We start from the raw sequence: 18,577 nt of genomic DNA on the forward strand, positions 1-18,577 counted from the left end.
GTGGGTTTGGTGTGTGTTGTTGAAGATGAGAAGGATTCGTCACCGTGAAGAGTTAGCGGGATGTATTTAAAAGGGGTTTACGTGGTGGGCTGGGGTCTGCTGGTGAAATGCTCTGTGTGAGGTGGGCAGGATTGTCGTGGTGTGGCCTGCCTTGCTGGCGATAGATCGCCTACCGTCTTTTCTATGGCTCGACCTCACGCAGCAGCCCGCATCGAGACACGGGTGAATTCAGCAATCACGCGCACTTTGCGTAGACATGGCTGGAAGGGCCGCGCATTGGCGCATACCGGCTACGGGTCGGTGGATTTTGTGCGCGTGATGGGACGTGTGGTGTTGACGCGCGGCGAAGTAGAGCAAGGGCAGGCTCGACCAGATGTGGGTGATTGGATTCGGTCACCGCTGACAGATCAGATGCGTGGTTGGCGTGCCTTTATCACCGCGCAGCTTGCTCATGCCCCAGTAACTGTGACGTTGAATGGGCAGGATTATTCGACGACAACGGATCAGAATGGTTACGTCGATCTGATCATTACTGATCATGACTTGGAGCCGGGGTGGCACGAGGCAAAGATCCAGCCAGAAAATGGCTTGTATGACGTGGCGCGAGTGAACATCATCTCTCCGGACGTACGGTTCGGCATTGTTAGCGATATTGATGACACTGTTATTTCAACGTCGTTACCGCGTCCGTTGATTGCCGCGTGGAACACCTTTGTTCTCAAGGAGCAGGCGCGCCGGATCGTGCCTGGTATGGCGCCGATGTATCGAGATTTGCTGGCGGAGTTCCCGGGATCACCGATTTTTTACTTGTCGACAGGTGCGTGGAACACGGCTGATACGTTGACGCGGTTTTTGGATCGGCATGGCTATCCGGCGGGGCCCCTGTTGCTGACTGATTGGGGCCCGACGAACACGGGGTGGTTCAGGTCTGGGCAGGATCATAAGCGTCGGAATCTGCATCGGTTGGCAACGGAGTTTCCGCACATCCGGTGGGTTCTTGTGGGTGATGACGGACAGCACGATCCTCGTATTTACGGTGATTTTGCTCGTGATCGAGCTGATGTAGTTCGGGCTATCGGTATCCGTGAGCTGACCCCGGCTGAGCAGGTGTTGTCGCACGGTTTACCGCTGTCTGTCGAGGGGTTTTCGCCGCGGGTGCATCGCCCCGTTCCGGTGGTGCGTGCTCCTGATGGGTACGGGTTGGGTCCACAGATGCGTGCAGCGTTAGGGATTGGGGCATCGCGGTCTGCGTTGGCTCCGCGGGTAATTCGCACTTCGCAAGACAAGGGTACGCAGGATGGTAGTTCACGGGCCGATTAGTAGTGATTGCCTGAGGTAGGTGCTGCGTTGCTGTGCTAGCGGGTTGTCTGGACACTGGTGGCTATGACATTGAGTGATGTTCCAGAGGTCAAGCCGGGCGATATTCCTGTCGGTGCCCTTGTGATTGATGTGCGTGAGATCGATGAGTGGGTAGCTGGGCATGTGGTGGGTGCGCGACATGTGCCGTTGAGTGAGCTGCCTGACCGGTTGAGTGAGCTGCCCCAGCAGGAGCAGCTGTTCATTGTGTGTCGTTCAGGCGGACGGTCAGCTCGGGCGGTTGCGTTTCTGTCCGGTTGTGGTTTCGATGCAGTCAATATTGCAGGTGGAACGTGGGCGTGGCATGAAGCTGGCCTGCCGATGGAGAGCGAGAATGGACAGCAGCCTTCAGTGATGTGACGGCTGTTCGCTGCCACGATGGCGCCGCATGTTGTGCAGGAGCGCATCGACGCTGAATCGTCCTGCTCCGCTCACGGCGAGAGTGATCGCTACTGCACCGATCATGCCTACTAGTTCCCAGCCGCCATTTTTAATGAAAATCCCGTGCCCGATATGAGCAATGACGAATGCGCCGAACATGTTCGCAGTGACAACAAGAGCTGTGAGGACGGTCGCAGCTCCTAGAACTATGAGAACTCCACCTATCAATTCGATAGTGGCAGCAGCGGTAGCACTGAGGTAGGGCACGGGAGCTCCCATGCGGGTGAAGGCGGCAGCGGTGGCAGAAAGGCCATCGAGGAAGAACTTCTGCCAGCCGTGCGCAATAAGCACTGCGCCAAGGAGGAGGCGGGCAAGAAGAAGTGCGGTGGCGCGAAAAGAGCTAGGCAAGCTCATGAATGTCCTTTCTCGAGGATGCTCCTGGTGAAAGCAGGCTAGATGCCCAACTTTTGGGCTAGGAGCTAGCTAAACCGACTTAATGTGAATATTCAACTAACGAAAATAGTACACATGTCGGCGTCGCTGCATTATGGTTCCCATAACGCAGCGACGCCGACATGTTGCGTTTCACAACCACATTCACCACACACAGGAGCAACACATGAACACACCGCACCTCGCCCTCATCGAAGTCACCCCTACCGACCCCAGCCCAGAAACTGCCCTGCCCCTCATTGACACCATCGCTGAACGCGCTGCCACCGCCAGCACTCACATCATCGAATCCGAAATCACCCAAAGCGGATCCCGCATATTCATCATTCTTGAAACTCCCAATCTCGACGCACTCACCACTGCGCTAACCCAGCACCCCATCCCGCATGTCAACGAAATCAGCGAACCCACCCCCGTCCGACTTGTCGGAGCCAACCTCGAAGACCTCAAAGCCCAACGCCCCTCCGCTGGCTACCTCGTCGAATGGGATCTACCCGAAGAACTCGACATGGACACCTACCTAGCCAACAAAAAACGCAAAACCCCGCTCTACGCCAATGTCCCCGAAACCACCTTTCTTCGAACTTACGTTCGAGAAGACATGGCCAAATGCCTCTGCCTCTACAACGCTCCCGACGAAAACGCCGTCAAACGCGCCCGCGAAGCCGTCAGCACCCCCATCGACCGCCTCTTCGCCCTTGCCCCCGGAGCTACCCCCTCATGACCACCACACCCACTATCAACCACGACCGCTACGCAACGGCGTTAGCCACCGTGGCAACCCAGGCCACCAACGTCGACGCCAACCGCGTTGACCCCCGCACAGCCATGCATGAAATTCTGCGCAGTGGCATCTTCGAACCAACCCTCACTCCCCTAGCCAACGGCACTCCAGCGGTAGACATCCAAGACAGCACACAAGTACTGGCCGACCTCGCCTACGAATGCATGACCACAGCATTCACCACCTGGGCACACCGGATGGTGCTTGAATTCTTCGCCCGCGGCCAACGCTCGCCCCTGGCCGAAGAAATATTCACCGAGCTGCGCTGCGGGCACCGCACCGGCGTCACCGCCATGGCTGCAGGCATGAAAGCACTCGCCGGTCTAGAACCGTTACCTATCCAAGGGCGTCGAAACAGTGACGGCAGCATCACTGCCTCAGGGCGCATCGCGTGGGCTAGTAACCTCATTCCCGAATCGGTCATCGTGCTCCCCGTTGAAATACACGACAAGAACACACCGAATCGTGCACCTGAACAGGTCGTAGCTTTCCTGCATTACGAAACTTCTGGCCTGACCGTGCGACACATCAGCGGACTCTTGGCCTTGGAGGCCACTGCCTCAGGAATGCTGCTACTGGAAGATGTGCACATTCCCACCACGCAGGTGCTCTGCGCGGACTTCGCTTCATTCGCCAAAGCATTCCGGCCATCGTTCCTTCTGCACCAAAGCGCATTGGCGCTGGGGTTAGCTCATCGCAGCCTCACCGAAGCCAGCGCGAACACCGGTCACAGCCCTACTCATCCGCTCCAGAGAACCGTCGAAAACCTTCATAGCCATCTGGAGACTCTCACTAGTGACTGGAAACACATGGCGGCCACCCCTGAACGCATCACACCGATAGATCTGCTCCAACTGCGCCTTGATGCCGCGCTCACTGCTGCCAATGCCGCTCACGCGGAGAGCGCTACTGCCGGAGGAGCTGGATATATCGCTACCAGCGGGCCAGCTAGGCGCCTGCGCGAGGCCTCATTTTTTCCTGTTCAGTCTCCATCGGAAGGTCAGTTGCGGTGGGAGATCTCCTCGCTCATCTCGTCAATGTCCAGCTGAGTCGAGGCGGAAAACCGGTTCTGCACGATGTTGATCTTCAGGTGCAGCGCGGTGAATCTCTCGCACTACTCGGGCCTAGCGGGGCAGGAAAGTCCACCGTGCTGCGTATTCTCGATGGCACACTGCGCCCTGACAGCGGTACCGTCACGCTGCGAGGTACCACTGGCGGCTCACCTCGCTGTGCAGTAGCCCTGCAGGATGCTGACCTGTTCCCCTGGCTGACGATTGCCCAAAACGTAGCTTCTGGAGCAGAATTCACCCCCCACCATCACCGGATTAGCCCTGCCCGTGTTACTGACCTTCTCACCCGGCTCAACCTGACTCATGTCGCCAACTCCTACCCGGATCACATTTCTGGAGGACAGGCCCAACGTGTCTCTTTGGCTAGAGCACTGGCAGTAGAGCCTGAGCTGCTGCTTCTCGATGAGACGCTGTCAGCGTTAGATCCCCTCATCCGCAGCGATATTCAGGAGTTTCTTAAAGCTGAGTGTCACCGGATCGCAGCAACATGTGTTCTGGTTACACACGATGTTGATGAGGCGCTCGCTCTGGCTGACCGGGTAGTTCTGCTTGGTGGCTCCGGGCAGCACGGCCGTTTCAGCCATGCATGGGACGTGCCTCGGCAAGCCAGCGAGCGCGCTGAGGTGCGCGAAGAAGTGCTGGCAGCCTACCGACCTACTGAAGTAGCTGCTGCCCATGTCTGAATCTTTTCCTCGCCGAAGGTTCCTCACGCTAGGTGGCAGGGTCGCAGCTGCTGGTCTTATTGGGGCGCTTACTCTCAACGGCGGCCGAGTTGCTCTGAGTAGCTCAGCCAAGCACGCCACGCATGCCAATCATCTCGGGCGCCCGCTACGAATTGGATATTTGCCGATCACCGATGCCGCTGCTCTGCTCATCGGACACGAAAATGGTTATTTTGCTGCCGCAGGTACACCTTCTGACCGCCCTGTCATGTTCCGTACGTGGGAGTCGCTCGCTCACGCGTTACTTCTAGGCAAGGTTGATGTCGCTCACCTACTGATGCCGCTAGCGATTCAGATGAGAATCGCTCGTCACGCTCCCATTCGGGTTGTTGCTTGGGGACATACTCATGGCAGTGCCCTGACTGTCCGTCCTGACATCACTAACGTACGTGAGCTAGCAGGGCACACTCTCGCCGTGCCGCAGTGGTGGTCGATTCATAATGTTCTTCTTCAACAACTCCTGACACACGCTGGGCTTTCCGCAGCGCTTCCTGGCACAAATACCGGCAACGTTCACCTGGTCGTGATGCCACCAGCAGAGATGGTCTCCGCGCTGGCGGCGAAGAAAATTTCGGGTTTTGTTGTCGCCGAGCCTTTCCCCACCGTTGCAGCATCAACCGGTATCGGGCACACCCTGCGCTACCTAGGTGACCTATGGCAAAACCATGCTTGCTGCGGCATCGTGGTTCGCGACGAGCTGCTGACTAATCATCCGCAGGCAGTTGCTGCCATCGTCCGCGCCATCATCCATTCTCAGGACAGCATCACTGCTGACCTTCCTACTGCTGCGACCCATCTCATTCACGGGGCGTACTTGCCTCAGGCTGGGCATGCACTCACGCACGCCCTGACCCGGTCAACATCTGATGCGACCATCACCCAGCACGCTGACTGGCATGGTGAGCGCATCGGTTTTGCGGCTTATCCCCGTCCCAGTTACACCGCGCGTCTAAGCGAACTGCTGCGCAGCACTCGCATTGACGGCGACACAACTTTTCTCACCAGCCTCGATCATGTCCACGAAAAACTTGTTGAACCGCGATTTGTTGAAGCCGAACTACGTCGACTCGGCCGTCCGGTCTCTAATTCCACTGAGGAAATCGCCCCATGAGAAGAAACTCATCTCGCTTTAGCCCAGTGTCCCCTGCTCTTCTACCGTTTCTCGGGCTCACCTCAACCGTAGCTATCTGGTGGTTTGTGACTGTTGTGCTCTTGCCTGACGTGCCTTTGATCAGTGACCTGACTCCTGCTGCCACGCTCAATGGCTTCATTGGACTTATTCGATCAGGGACGTTAATCCCTGATGCCAGTGCCAGCATGTTTCGCCTAGTTGGGGGTTTATTTATCGCAGTCGGGCTAGGGGTCGGTTTGGGCATAATCATCGGAGTAAACGCCGCTATCGATGCCGCGACTCGCCCTATCTTGTTGTTTCTTCGGATGGTTTCTCCGCTGTCGTGGGCGCCACTGGCTATCGGCGTTTTCGGTATCGGAAACTCTCCAGTCATCGCGTTGGTAGCTACTACCGCCTTATGGCCGATCGTCTTGGCTACTAGTGAAGGTATCGGCCATATTGACTCCCGACTCCTGGTTGTTGCCCGAGCTTTCGGGGCCACCAGGGTTCAGGTTGGATACCGCGTTGTTTGGCCTTCGATTCGCCCTCGTGTGCTCGGCGGGATCCGCAGCGCAATCGGTGTTGCTTGGGTTGTGCTGGTTCCAGCTGAGATGTTCGGAGTCACTAGCGGGCTTGGATATCAGATCCTTAATAGCAAAGATCAGCTCGCCTATGACCGGCTCGGCGCTCTTCTTGTCGTTATCGGGACTCTTGGCTATTGCGTTGATGTGCTGGCCCGGTGGCTGCTGCGCACCCCACGTGAACGTCGTGAAGAGTCTCAATCTGCACACGCCTCTTATAGCGACCTGCAAGGAGTGCCTTCATGAGCAAAGTCATTGTTGTTAGTGCTGGTCACAAACCACAGTCGACTACTGAGCGTCTCGCGGTTGAGATCGCTACGTCACTGGATGGCAAACCTGCGTGCCCGGCCACGTCGCATGTCGCTCTGAGTATGTGGGGCAGCTCGATCGCCGCTGGCTTAGTGACGTGTGATTTGTCTCCTGAGCTGGTGTCGATTCGTGATGATCTTGGATCAGCGGAGGGGATTGTGGTGGTCACTCCTGTGCATCACGCCTCATATAGCGCTCTCTTCAAAGCGTTTTTCGATCAACTTCCTCGCGGCATTCTTGCCGGCATCCCCACTCTGATGGCTGCTTCAGGCGGTTCTGGCCGTGACGCGCTCATCCTCGATATGGCTTTGCGTCCGTACTTGGCTGCATTACGCATGCTCGTTACCCCGACCGGGATCATGGTTGCCCCGGAGGATAGAAACGCTCAGGGGGTTCTTCTGCCTAGTGTTAGCGATCGCATTGATCGGGCCACTGCTGAGTTTGTCGCTCTTCTTGGGCATCGCGCCAATCAGGTGAAGGGCGATTGCTCACCCGTAAGAGACGCTATCGGAATGGCATGCTGATCTGTTTCTGCGGGCGAGCAGCTCATTTTCAGACATATTGCGAAAACACAGAATTTTCGCCGTGTCGAATAGCTTCTGGTCGATGTTTGATGTACCTCTCATTACGAACAAAATTCTGATTCTGTTCATTTTTCGACGGTCCGTTAGACGCTCTCCTCTGCCAACTTCTTCACTCCTTTTGGAGAGTGCGGACTGCCTCATATTTTCACCGTAAAGCTTTGTGCGACACATGCTTTCACCAGGAGGTATCTCATACCTGCAGTGATATGCTAATGACTCTCATTACCGAAAGGGAGTACATGAAACGTTTCACCACTCTTGCAGTCACCTGCATGACCGCACTCGCCCCTGTCGCGCTCCTCGCCACTCCCGCAGAGGCCATCGCAAAGGGAGAGAAGGCAAACCATCCCGCACTGGTTCAAATCCATATCTTCGATAAAGAAGACGGCACTCCACACAAATGCACTGGCTCCGCGCTGACTGATGAGTGGATCCTTACCGCAGCTCACTGTGTAGAAGGCGAAAAACCTAACGATCCAGACGTTCCAGCTGAAAAACTGAAAGTTTTCCACTCGAACGATAAAAAGAGCCCTGGGCCTGCTGAAAAAGTTGACCGGTTCGTCACACACAAACGCACAGACATGGCCCTGCTACACCTAGCCACCGCTCATAAATCAGCTCACATGAAAGTCAGCACTGGAGCTTCCCCGCAGCCAGGCCAACGACTGGACCTATACGGTTTCGGCAAAGGATTCCAAGACGCTGAAGTGAACTGGCTCCACAAAGCCACAGTGGAAGTAATAGGCGCCGAAAATCACCTCAACGCAGGCCAGGTATTCAAAGTGAAAGGCATCACCGGCGCCTCCAACCACGGCGACTCTGGTGGCCCAATGGTTGATAACAAAGGTGAGCTGGTCGGCGTAAACGTCATTGGTTCGCACGGAATTTGGGCCGACCCCTACTCCGAATCCAAGGCCGTAGACGTGCACGCATACCGCGACTGGATCAAGTCTGTCGCTGGTGTCTGATAACCCCACGAGGGATAACTGAAGTTAGTCGGCCACCTCAGAAGCCGCGACTTAGAGCAGCCCTGAACGTCTTTATAGCGTCGACGTTCAGGGCTCAGCCATAACTGGGAAATATTTCCAGCGCAATGAGCAGCTAATAACACTTTTTTCACCACTAATTTTGGGAAGTAGCGACCTCAACATTCCATCACAAAAGGAGAGTCCATCTTGCGTGCCAGTTTTGTCTCTATCGCAGCCGGAGCCACGGCCTTACTGCTTGCTTCAACAAGCTATTCAGCTTTCGCATTAAGCAATAAAGATACAAGTAATTCACTACAGTCATCAGCGCAGCGCACACATAAAAAAGATAAGAAAACGGGAGCAAAAGATTTCCCGGCAGGCGATGAGGCATACCACACTGTTGCCGAAGTTGAGCAGTTCATGAACAACACTGTAAAAAAGTACCCAGAACTTGCTGAGAAAAAATCTTTAGGAAAATCTGTTGAAGGGCGGGATCTTTGGACACTAAAAGTAGGGAAGGGCAAAGAATCCGATCCTGAAGTTTTCATCATGTGCAATCAACATGCACGTGAACACTTATCAACAGAACAATGTATCGACACAATCTCGCAACTCACTGATAAATATTCATCAACCCCGCGGGTCAAAAATATTCTTGATCACCGAACTGTATGGATTCTGCCCGTAGCGAACCCTGACGGCTCTCAATACGACATTGAATCTGGGCGCTATTTAGGATGGAGGAAAAACCGTACCAAAAATGCTGACGGAACATACGGGATCGACCTCAACAGGAGCTGGGGATATAAATGGAATTGTTGTGGCGGATCATCGAGTAAAACTACCTCAAACAGCTATCACGGACCCAGCGCTTTCGCGCCACCAGAAACTCGAGCAATCTCAGACTTCATCGAATCACGACGTAAACAGGGAACACAAAAAATAAAAGGATTTATGGATATCCATACATATGGAGAACTTATCCTTTGGCCCTTTGGATACACAACCGAAGAAAAAGATGAAGGAAAAACTCCTGAACAAGCCGCAAAACTAGCGGCATTAGGAAAGAAGATCGCTTCTCTTAATGGATTTGAGCCCATGCAGACAAGCAGCAGCTACATCACTGATGGCGAGGCTAGCGACTGGGCTTGGGGAGACCAAGGGATCCCCGCACTCACTATGGAGCTATCCCCCAAGGAAAAAACCAGCGAGGGCAACGGATCATTCTACCCCGCAGGAAAACTCATCCCAGAACTTGTGCAACGAAACCGAGAAGCAATTCTCGCTTTCATTGAGCTTTCTGTATAAGAATTTCCTCACCCTGGAAGAGAGGTCACATTAACTCATTACTTTTCTTCCAGGGTGAATCACATACGTTATGGTAGTTACTTTTCGCACGTAACATAAGAGTCAAACTTCCCGTCTTCAGCATTCGAGACAACCTGCTCATCAACAAGCTCCTGCGGCAACACAGCTAGCTGTACTTTTAAAGAATTTTCTACGTTTCCTTTATCGCCGCAGCCAGCGAGAACGATCCATTTTGAAGGGTCAGCTTCTTCTTCCGTGTATGTGGCTTTTTTCCCTACGTGCACAGAAATATCGATTACCTGAACTTTCGCCGACCCAGAAACTCTTTCCCGAACAGAAGAAAGAGGGTTTCCAACAACCTGCGAAAATTCTAAGTTAGCGGTTGCCTGCTTACTTTGCTTAGCTGGCGCGCTCTCTCCATTCGCACACGCCGCCAACCCATGGAAAGAGAGAAATAAACATGAAGAGAAACCTACAAACCGAATAGCTTGAGAACGTAAAAAATTATTCATCGAAAATCTGTTAAGATTAACCATATCTTTCCTGTTCTTATAAAAAGATTGATGAGATCGACTGCGCAGCAGCAGGTCGAACATGCTCCGCGCATCACTGTGCGCACCACCCAGACTCAGCATTCGATCGGTACAGCATTACGTGAACTCAGCTTCATGCACCAGCACCACCCGACCAGCGCCAGCAAGTCTGCGGAGTAACGCAGCTGCCGCCAATATTGAACCGCAATCTAGATGCATTGGTATCCCCACTGAGCAGCACCACATTGATCACGACAACGGCACGCGATAGCACCCCTCAACGCCTAGAGGCCCCAAGCCACTCTCAGCATCTCCTCCACCTAGACGCTAAAACAAGTCCTACACAGGCCATCTCTCAAAGATGCACGTCACCCTCGCGCAGAGGCAAAGTCATGTGAACCGTTCGCAGTTTTTCATTCATTGCATCAACTGGATCTGGAAATGACGTCAGTACCCTCGCGCCACATTTCTGCCAAAACTGCAACACCCCTGGCACCAAGGCATTTGTGTGTAAATACGCTGTTGTGAAACCTGGATCAGCAGAAACATGCCTCAGTGACTCCTCCACTAAGCGCCGACCTAGCCCTCGGCGCCGCCATCCCGGAGTTACCACTAGCCGCACTATCTGTGCCACGTGGGCGCGAGGGGGAAGCATACTCACAACTTCGCGCGGCCCAGCCGGGGTCCCTACTCGAATACCGCAGCACCCTACGGATACTTCTTTAGAACGCGCCAAAAGCATGCGATTGCGGGGATTATCTACGTATATCTCAACAATACGGTCTAGATCCCAATGCCACTCTGGGCGGTAGCCATAACCCTGGTCTCGACGAACGCTATCCATCACAAGATCCCGCACCTGATCCAGTTGCTCCAGACGCGTCGCTACCTCGATCACCAGATCATTTCCACCATCCACCCCATCCATAACAGCAGTCCTTTTCTTTCTAGGATTCCTCTATCAAGAGCTATTGCAGCACCTTACCCCCTTAAGAAAAATGCTCGCTGAAACACGAATAGCTGCGCCTTGCCACTGATTCAATGGCAAGGCGCAGCTACTTCTCAGTAATAATTGAGAATTTTTTAATAAAACCGGCAAGCGAAGCGTAGGACGCCCACGATCACCAGGGGTAAAACTCCAAAGAGTTACTTACCGCTACCTACGATCTTCTTATTAATTTCATCTTGAGTCAAAGGAGGCTTAGGGGCTTCCTTTCCGGCATCAGGCTTTGGCTTAATAATAAAGAGACCATCCCCTTTATTGCCAAACTTAGAAGGGAAGTGAATTACTTTACCTGCTGCAGGCTTACTCTCATTCTCAGCTGCAGTGGCAGCGCTAGTCCCGGCCATCATGAAGCCACTCAGGGCAAGGCTGGCCACAGCGGTAGCAGAAAGAAATCGCTTGTAAGTCATTTTTCCTCCCGTCCGCAAGATCGTTAACAGACGATCTAACAGAACAAAATTAACTATATAAGAGATGACTCCACACGAAGCGTCAGACTTCACTCCCCATGCCTTCCGTGGAGACAACTAAAACAATAGCAGAAACAAAGCTCTAGAAAGCGAGAAGAAGGTCACCTATTGAGTATAATTTGAAAGGATTCACAAAATTATTTTTGAAGAAAAAGTAATTCCTTAAAACCAATAAGAGATTGCAACGCAACATAAGAGCATTTGGTTCCGCGCCGCGCGCACTGTGAACACTTACTGAGATAGGAAAACGTTTTCTTCACGCACCGCATAATTGATGCGACGTGCACACATGAACTAGATGGCAGGACATATAGACACTGCCACCTAGCAATCCACCTCACATGTGAGCACAATCACACACCAACCCTTGAGAAACAGCCACATGCCTCAAGCCAAGCCTGCCGGCCGAAAGTGATGATCCACCGCTTTACGCCCCAGTAGCCCCCCAGCGATCCCCACAAGAACAGTGACAACCACGAACGTAACGATGAACTCCGAGGTATACAGCGAAGAAAACGAATCCGCCCACGCATCCCCCATCTGAACGCGGTACTGCGCTACGAGCGGCTCACGCATAAACAACAAGGGCAGATATGCCCCGGATCCCCACATACTCATGACGCCGTACGCCACTGCGGTAGTTAAACCTGCGGTATATCTGCCCTGCCAGGCGAAGGTATCTGCGGCAAGCCCACACACGATGGCAGTTATCAGGGTCACAGGGTGATGTCCGGCCACTGTCATAAGAACGCCTAGCAGAACCGTCATGAGCGTAATGAGCCCAAATTTCTGGACGCGACTGAGGTAAAGCATGAAAGTAATGCCATTAAGGAGAACAGCAACGGCAATACCCGCAGGTTGCAGAAGCGGGGAAACTGCTCCAATCATGTTGAGACCAAAGTAAACAACAAGGTAGACAGAAGTGAAGATGCCCAGCTGGACAAGGTCGTTAGCGTTCAATCGCATGCATGTTCCTGTCTATGAGGGATTTCTCTTGGCTGGAGCTCTGTCACGATGACGACGCTGTAAATGCCAGCAGCTGGTCTAGGCGCATTCGCACCCAAGAAACCTGTGCGACTGGCTATCCGCGACAAAAAAATCGACACGAATCGCCATACGGCGCCCTGATGGACAGGCGAGAACTCCGCGGTTTTCGCCTGCAGGACATGCAGCAGAGATGGCCGCATCGGGAAGAGCAGTAATGCCGGTAGGGATAGGAACAAAACAGGGGAAGCGATAGAGGGCAACGGGGGAAAGGTGGGGGGTCATGGTTATGTGTCCGCAAAGTGGGGGGAGTTGTGGCAGTGGGGCGCGGTTATGAGTGAGTGTGCGTCATGTGTTGGCAGGGCCGACGCCAGTGGTGAGTGAGTGGGTATTGATGAGGTGGTATCAGCCCCTTGAAGTAGTCAGCCCTGCCCAATAAGCAGGAGAAGTTCTGTGGAAGTGACCAAGTATCCCGTAAGGCTTACCTCAGGCTGTCCGATCACCAATAGCCCCCATTTCAGTCTTGGCTCAACAGGCTTCCCTTTTATGAGAATCGTTTTCACGATTTTGGCCTGCATGTTTCCGGAAGATGGAATGCGCTGCCAGTGAGAAGCCAATGTGACTGACACATTTTTACTGCCCATCAACCCTGCACCATCAGAGCGACAAGACAAATATGTGGGGCCAGACACCGCCCTCAGCGGCATCTCGCCCCACATATAACAGCGACTTCAGGGCGCGCTGCTCACCCAAAACACTACTGCCCTTGGCTCTGGCCCTGGCGAGCTAGCGGAGCCATGATCTGACCCCACAACGGCGCTGCATAGGTACCGCCGTAGAGTTTGTCGTAACTAGCTCCAGAGGTATCGCCAACCCAAACAGAAGCAGCCAATCCCGGCGCAATACCCGTAAACCACGTGGACGTGGAATTGTCGTTAGTTCCAGTCTTACCACCAACAGGAACCCCAGGAAGAGCAGCTTTCTGCGCCGTACCCGCGTGAACAACCTGTTGCAGCGCCGAACGCATGTTTGCCGCTGCCTGACCATCTACAGCGGTATTGCACTTGCTGTTAAACGTGATGTCGACCTCACGGCCTTTAAGCGATTTCAACGGAGTTGGCGCGCAGTGCTGCCCATTAGCCTCAGCCGTGAACGGTGCATACGAGGACGCCATCGTCAACGGAGAAGTGATCGCTGTTCCCAACGTGATCGAGGGAACAAGCTCAAGATCAGAACCATCAGTGTTCTTCACACCCAGTTTGTGCGCGGTGTCTCGCACCTCACACAACCCCACCTGCGCCTCAAGCTGCACAAACGCGGTGTTAACACTCTTAGCGAGCGCCTCAACCAACGTCATTGGACCATCAGGGTCACCTGGAGCGTTCTTAGGCGCCCAGATTTCATTACCAACAGGCTTGCAGGTTTTGAAGGTGCCGACGTTCATCGGGGTCCCGCTGACAGGGGCGTTAATGATGGAAGCTGGGCCATAACCATTCGCCAGAGCTGCCGCCATGGTGAAGACCTTGAACAAAGATCCAGCCTGATACGCAGCTTTCCCACCATCAACAGCGTCAATAGACATGGACTGTGTGGTGCGTCCCTTGCCGTTTCCGTAGGGGACATCCTGACCAATAGCGAGAACCTCACCCGTCTTAGCGCGGACTACTGCGGCAGAGGCGTGCATAGTCCTACTGGGCAATCCGGGGTTTTTCAGGGCCTGGTCAACGCTCTTTTGTGCCTTCACATCCATCGTGGTCGTCAAGGTCAGGCCGCCGGTTTCCCAGGTTTTCTGCCGGTCTTCACGGGTCTTACCGAACTCCGGTGAAGCCAGCAGACGCGACACCGCGAACTGACACATCCACGGTTGTTTGGAGTTGGCGCAGCCTTGATACGTCGCAGTGGGCTTGAGACCAAGGTCAGATTCTTTGGCCTCTTTGTACTTGTCCTCGGGGATCATGCCGTTGGCGTGCATAGCATCGAGGACTTGGTTGCGACGGTTAGTCGCGGCCTTCGGGTGCTTCATCGGGTCATAGGCCGAGGGTGATTGGACCAGACCTGCGATGAGAGCAGCTTGAGGCAAGGTGAGGTCGGATGCATGGGTGTTGAAGTAGCGCTGAGCTGCAGCTTCCACACCGTAGGCGCCGTTGCCGTAGTAGACGAGGTTGAGGTAGTCGGTAAGAACTTGTTCTTTACCTCGGCCATCAGAAAGGTGAGCGGCCAGGATGACATCGTCGATCTTGCGGGACAGTGTTTTGTCTGTAGAGGCCTTGATGCCTTTGGCGGAGTTGTCGAGCTCGGCTTGGAGCTGGGTGATGTTCTTGGCCAGCTGCTGCTCGATAGTGGAACCACCCTGCCCCGTAGCGTCACCACTAGTGGCGTTCGCGATCGCGGCGCGACCAATGGACTGCAAGTCAGAGCTTCCGTGCTCGTAGAAACGGACATCTTCGATCGCGATCTGAGCTTGCCGCATCACCGGAGCGATCTGGTCTGTTTTGACCACGACGCGGTTCTGCCACCACGATTGCGCGATTTCAGTGCCATCTGCGGCGAGGATACGGCTGCGTTCAGGCAATTTGTCCAGCAGCTTCGAGACATCAGAAGTGGGGGCGAGCCGTAGAGCTGCATCGAGTGCTTTGCCTGCACCTGTCGACACGGCATTGCGTGTCACGGGGATGGCCAACAGCGCCACGAAAACAGCGATAACCGCCAGGAAAAACAGCAAGATCCGCTTCAAGCGTCCAGGCAAGCGCCTGAGACCAAACATCCCCAACATCCTCCTGCCCAAGTGGGGGCGTCCTGCAGGACCCCACGCAGCACCGTGTCGCACGTGTATGAATAGAGAGTCACCATCTCAGCCCTCCATCGCGGAGGAGTTAAGAAAGATGCTCTTGTGTGTTGCGCCGCGCGATGGCTTCAGAGCCTTCGCTGCGGCGCATACATGTTGTGTCCGTAGAGGGGTATCGCGACCATACCGTGCACAGTGATCTGAAGGCGACGGCGGTTGTAGCCGCTCGACGCCCCCGCATGCTGCGGGCAGCGGACATGGGACACGCGTCCTCACGTTTCACAGTTCCTGAACCCCATTACCGCACAACCACATCAAAGGTTGCTGGTGGTCTTGGCGACCACAACGAGAGCAGAAAACAGATCACCAAACGACAAAGTTGCTGGTCAAAACCAATATTTTGGGAGCAAGAATGAGACAACATCGCAGCGGAAAAAGAATCACCACCGCAGAGGCGCTGTCATATTGTCATCGGATTGTCACCGTATGTAACCGCAACAGGTTCGGGTGCCTGCTCGCTACAGCCTCATCGTTACCTCGCACATAGCGAGGCTGCACCCACGCGGTGGGTGCAGCCTCAACACCGAAACGTCAGATCAACGCGCGGCGTCTGCAGCTTCTTCTTCGCTGTTGGTGCCACGCGTAACCAGCTGACCATCAGTGTCTTCAAGGTGGGCACGAATGAACCAGTGGAACTTCTCCAGCTCAGCAGAGTGACCGATGAGCATGTCCTCCGAAATCGGATCAATCTCACCCACCGTGCTGATCGCTGCACGGTTAGAAGACACAACTCCCTCATACACCTTGTCCAGTGCAGCCAAGTGCGCGAGCGTGGTGTCACGACCGAGGCTGTAGTCCTCCCAGTCACGGTTTTTCACAATGTCGCCCGGGCGTCCGGCAGGGGAACCGCCCATAGTCGCAATACGCTCAGCGACCTCATCAGCCCATCCACGGACAAGCTCGATCTGTGGGTCCAACATCTCGTGAACACCGATGAAGTTACGGCCCACCACGTTCCAGTGCACGTGCTTCAACGTCAGCTGCAAGTCGTTGTAAGCGGCCAGGCGCTTCTGCAGCACCTCAATGACTTTCTCGCTCTCGCCCTCGTTCATACCGGGAACCGTGTAACCAGACTTCACATCTGCCATGCCGTCCTCCTCGTAATCAACAGAGACTTGCGCCACGAGCCGCCATCGGCCCGCCCTCACCACGTACAACGACACCTGCATTTGAGCTATTCCAACCGGCACCACAATCGGCCACCAGCGAACTCCCCCCGGCTATTAAATACTCCCTCCCACCAGGTCAAAAGACACCCCCAAGGGTGAACACGAACCTCTCATACGCACCTGCCAAAGGCCGACGTGTAGGCAACGTCCTCGGAACCCTGACCGGGGACTCTGCACGAAAGGCAATCCATGCGTCGTCACTACGCCCTAGGAATCGCATCCACTCTCGCGCTTGCTCTCGCCCCCCTAGCGAGCGCGAGCGCCGCACCCAAAACCCCAACGCCCCCACCAACCCCCGCCCCCACCACCAAAGTCGCCTACCCGCAGACAGCCCCATCAACCACGACATACACCGGTGACATCGTGGTGACCTTCAAAAACCCCTCCCCAGCTGCCAAAGCAGACGCTCTAGACCGCGTCAACAAAAAACACGCAGCCAGCCTGACCGTCAAACGATCTCTAGGTTCTCGCAGCCGTGCAGTGGTCACCGGAACCAGCACCGCCCGCGCAGCACACCTCGCTCAGGCAATGGTTGCCGATCCAAACATCGTTGCTGCTGAACCCGACATCCGAGTCCACGCCTCTGAAATGCCCAACGACCCCCTATACGCCAGCTCGCAATGGGACCTAAAAAATGGTCCTGCCGGAATCAACGCTCCCACTGCGTGGAAAGCGACCTCCGGTCAAGGTGTAACCGTGGCTGTCATCGACACCGGTATCACCAGACACCCCGACCTCGACTCTCAGCTCGTCCCCGGCTACGACTTCATCTCTAGTCCCGATACCGCCCGAGACCGCAACGGCCGTGACAACGACCCCAGCGACATGGGTGACTGGAGCACCTACAGCCAATGCTTCCGCGGAAGCCAACCCCGAGATTCCTCCTGGCACGGAACCCACGTCGCAGGAACTGTTGCAGCCATCGCCAACAACGGCACCGGTGTAGCAGGCGTGGCCTACGGCGCCCGAATTCAACCCGTCCGTGTTCTCGGCGGCTGCGGCGGTTCACTATCCGACATCGCTGATGCCGTCACCTGGGCATCTGGCGGAAAAGTCGAGGGAGCACCCACCAACCCGACACCATCAAAAGTGCTCAACCTGAGCCTGGGCGGACCCGGCTACTGCTACTCCTACATGCAAGCTTCGATCGATGGCGCTGTCTCCCGCGGATCGACCGTAGTCGTCGCCGCCGGCAACAAAAACACCGACGCATCAACATTCTCCCCGGCAAACTGCCACAACGTCATCACTGTCGGCGCAACCGGTGGATCCGCCACCAAATCCTCATTCAGCAACTACGGCAACACCGTGACCCTATCCGCACCTGGCGGTGAAGCAACCCGCGAACCCAACAACCAAATCATCTCCACCGTTAATAGCGGCACTACCACCCCCGCCAAGGCAACCTACGGGCCGATGGTCGGCACCTCGCAAGCAACCCCGCACGTCGCAGCCGTTGCAGCGATGCTCTCAGCCCTATCGCCCTCGATGACACCAGAACAGATCAAAACCACTCTGGTCAACACCACCCACCCATTCGCGGTTCAACCCAACGTCCCCATGGGAAGCGGGATCCTCGACGCCGCCAAAGCCGTCGCAGCCATCACCGGAAACACCCCCATCCCCACCCCCGTACCAGTACCTACCGAACCCAACCCATCCGGCACCGCACCCAAAGCAGTCAACGACACCGTCGCGCTTGCCCCGTACACCACACACGCCAAAGTTAACGTTCTGAAAAACGACACCACGACCAACCCGGTCAGCAAAATCGAACTCCTCAACCCACCCTGCACCCGCAAGTTCTGCCTGACCGTCAATCCTGACAAAACAATCGGTATCCGCGCCTCCCTCTTCTGGCACGGAAACACCGCAGTCCAGTACACCTTCACCCAAGAAGACGGACAAACTGGCACCGCCACCCTGACAGTCAAAGCCTGACCATC

At 55.1% G+C, this 18,577-nt stretch carries 18 protein-coding genes; 11 read left to right on the forward strand and 7 right to left on the reverse strand.

The annotated features are described in order from the left end of the window. The first annotated feature begins 183 nt into the window (after positions 1-183). The gene (locus DXZ77_RS09420) at positions 184-1,320 is read left to right on the forward strand and encodes an App1 family protein phosphatidate phosphatase (RefSeq protein WP_115032847.1); all 1,137 of its coding nucleotides are present in this window, start codon (positions 184-186) and stop codon (positions 1,318-1,320) included. A gap of 63 nt (positions 1,321-1,383) precedes the next feature. Next, on the forward strand, positions 1,384-1,716 hold the full coding sequence (locus tag DXZ77_RS09425) for a rhodanese-like domain-containing protein (RefSeq protein WP_220181627.1): 333 nt from the start codon (positions 1,384-1,386) through the stop codon (positions 1,714-1,716). On the opposite strand, the gene DXZ77_RS09430 is transcribed toward DXZ77_RS09425, so the two are convergent. After that, a complete protein-coding gene (locus DXZ77_RS09430) occupies positions 1,705-2,151 on the reverse strand; it encodes a DoxX family protein (protein WP_115031679.1) in 447 nt (148 codons plus the stop codon). The two genes, DXZ77_RS09425 and DXZ77_RS09430, sit on opposite strands and share 12 nt — an antisense overlap. Before the next feature lie 205 nt (positions 2,152-2,356). On the opposite strand from DXZ77_RS09430, the gene DXZ77_RS09435 reads away from it, so the two are divergent. The 8 genes from DXZ77_RS09435 (at position 2,357) to DXZ77_RS09470 (ending at position 9,627) form a co-directional block, all read left to right on the forward strand. Continuing rightward, the gene (locus tag DXZ77_RS09435; protein WP_115031681.1) at positions 2,357-2,914 is read left to right on the forward strand and encodes a DUF4242 domain-containing protein; all 558 of its coding nucleotides are present in this window, start codon (positions 2,357-2,359) and stop codon (positions 2,912-2,914) included. Continuing rightward, positions 2,911-4,023 carry an acyl-CoA dehydrogenase family protein gene (locus DXZ77_RS09440; protein WP_115031683.1) on the forward strand — a complete coding sequence of 371 codons (1,113 nt, stop codon included), beginning with the start codon at positions 2,911-2,913 and terminating at the stop codon, positions 4,021-4,023. Before DXZ77_RS09435 ends, DXZ77_RS09440 begins: the two co-directional genes overlap by 4 nt. Then, entirely contained in the window at positions 3,984-4,727 is a 744-nt protein-coding gene (locus DXZ77_RS09445; protein ID WP_181816101.1) for an ABC transporter ATP-binding protein, read from the forward strand. The genes DXZ77_RS09440 and DXZ77_RS09445 overlap by 40 nt, the downstream gene beginning before the upstream one ends. After that, the gene (locus DXZ77_RS09450; RefSeq protein ID WP_115031687.1) at positions 4,720-5,877 is read left to right on the forward strand and encodes an ABC transporter substrate-binding protein; all 1,158 of its coding nucleotides are present in this window, start codon (positions 4,720-4,722) and stop codon (positions 5,875-5,877) included. Before DXZ77_RS09445 ends, DXZ77_RS09450 begins: the two co-directional genes overlap by 8 nt. 86 nt (positions 5,878-5,963) lie before the next feature. Continuing rightward, positions 5,964-6,704 carry an ABC transporter permease gene (locus DXZ77_RS09455; RefSeq protein WP_220181628.1) on the forward strand — a complete coding sequence of 247 codons (741 nt, stop codon included), beginning with the start codon at positions 5,964-5,966 and terminating at the stop codon, positions 6,702-6,704. Continuing rightward, the gene (locus DXZ77_RS09460; RefSeq protein ID WP_115031689.1) at positions 6,701-7,291 is read left to right on the forward strand and encodes an NAD(P)H-dependent oxidoreductase; all 591 of its coding nucleotides are present in this window, start codon (positions 6,701-6,703) and stop codon (positions 7,289-7,291) included. The genes DXZ77_RS09455 and DXZ77_RS09460 overlap by 4 nt, the downstream gene beginning before the upstream one ends. Before the next feature lie 299 nt (positions 7,292-7,590). Then, positions 7,591-8,319: a S1 family peptidase gene (locus DXZ77_RS09465; RefSeq protein ID WP_181816102.1), complete on the forward strand. Its 729-nt coding sequence runs from the start codon at positions 7,591-7,593 to the stop codon at positions 8,317-8,319. A 207-nt stretch (positions 8,320-8,526) separates the two neighbouring features. Beyond that, entirely contained in the window at positions 8,527-9,627 is a 1,101-nt protein-coding gene (locus DXZ77_RS09470) for a M14 family metallopeptidase (RefSeq protein ID WP_147279256.1), read from the forward strand. 77 nt (positions 9,628-9,704) lie between these two features. Here the strand turns inward: DXZ77_RS09470 and DXZ77_RS11865 are convergent, their stop codons facing one another. The 6 genes from DXZ77_RS11865 to DXZ77_RS09500 form a co-directional block, all read right to left on the reverse strand. Beyond that, positions 9,705-10,223: a hypothetical protein gene (locus DXZ77_RS11865; RefSeq protein WP_147279257.1), complete on the reverse strand. Its 519-nt coding sequence runs from the start codon at positions 10,221-10,223 to the stop codon at positions 9,705-9,707. Positions 10,224-10,515: 292 nt separating this feature from the next. Continuing rightward, positions 10,516-11,088, reverse strand: coding sequence for a GNAT family N-acetyltransferase (locus DXZ77_RS12715; protein WP_115031697.1), 573 nt, complete (start codon positions 11,086-11,088; stop codon positions 10,516-10,518). Between the two features lie 218 nt (positions 11,089-11,306). Beyond that, positions 11,307-11,573, reverse strand: coding sequence for a hypothetical protein (locus tag DXZ77_RS09485; protein WP_115031699.1), 267 nt, complete (start codon positions 11,571-11,573; stop codon positions 11,307-11,309). Positions 11,574-12,020: 447 nt separating this feature from the next. Next, positions 12,021-12,599, reverse strand: coding sequence for an MptD family putative ECF transporter S component (locus tag DXZ77_RS09490; protein WP_115031701.1), 579 nt, complete (start codon positions 12,597-12,599; stop codon positions 12,021-12,023). Positions 12,600-13,374: 775 nt separating this feature from the next. Further along, positions 13,375-15,381, reverse strand: coding sequence for a transglycosylase domain-containing protein (locus DXZ77_RS09495; RefSeq protein WP_181816103.1), 2,007 nt, complete (start codon positions 15,379-15,381; stop codon positions 13,375-13,377). Between the two features lie 617 nt (positions 15,382-15,998). Then, the gene (locus DXZ77_RS09500) at positions 15,999-16,631 is read right to left on the reverse strand and encodes a Dps family protein (protein WP_306747117.1); all 633 of its coding nucleotides are present in this window, start codon (positions 16,629-16,631) and stop codon (positions 15,999-16,001) included. Between the two features lie 189 nt (positions 16,632-16,820). On the opposite strand from DXZ77_RS09500, the gene DXZ77_RS09505 reads away from it, so the two are divergent. After that, a complete protein-coding gene (locus DXZ77_RS09505; protein ID WP_115031705.1) occupies positions 16,821-18,572 on the forward strand; it encodes a S8 family peptidase in 1,752 nt (583 codons plus the stop codon). The last annotated feature ends 5 nt before the right edge of the window (positions 18,573-18,577 follow it).

The sequence above is a fragment of the Dermatophilus congolensis genome, from assembly GCF_900447215.1.
GTDB lineage: Bacteria > Actinomycetota > Actinomycetes > Actinomycetales > Dermatophilaceae > Dermatophilus > Dermatophilus congolensis_A.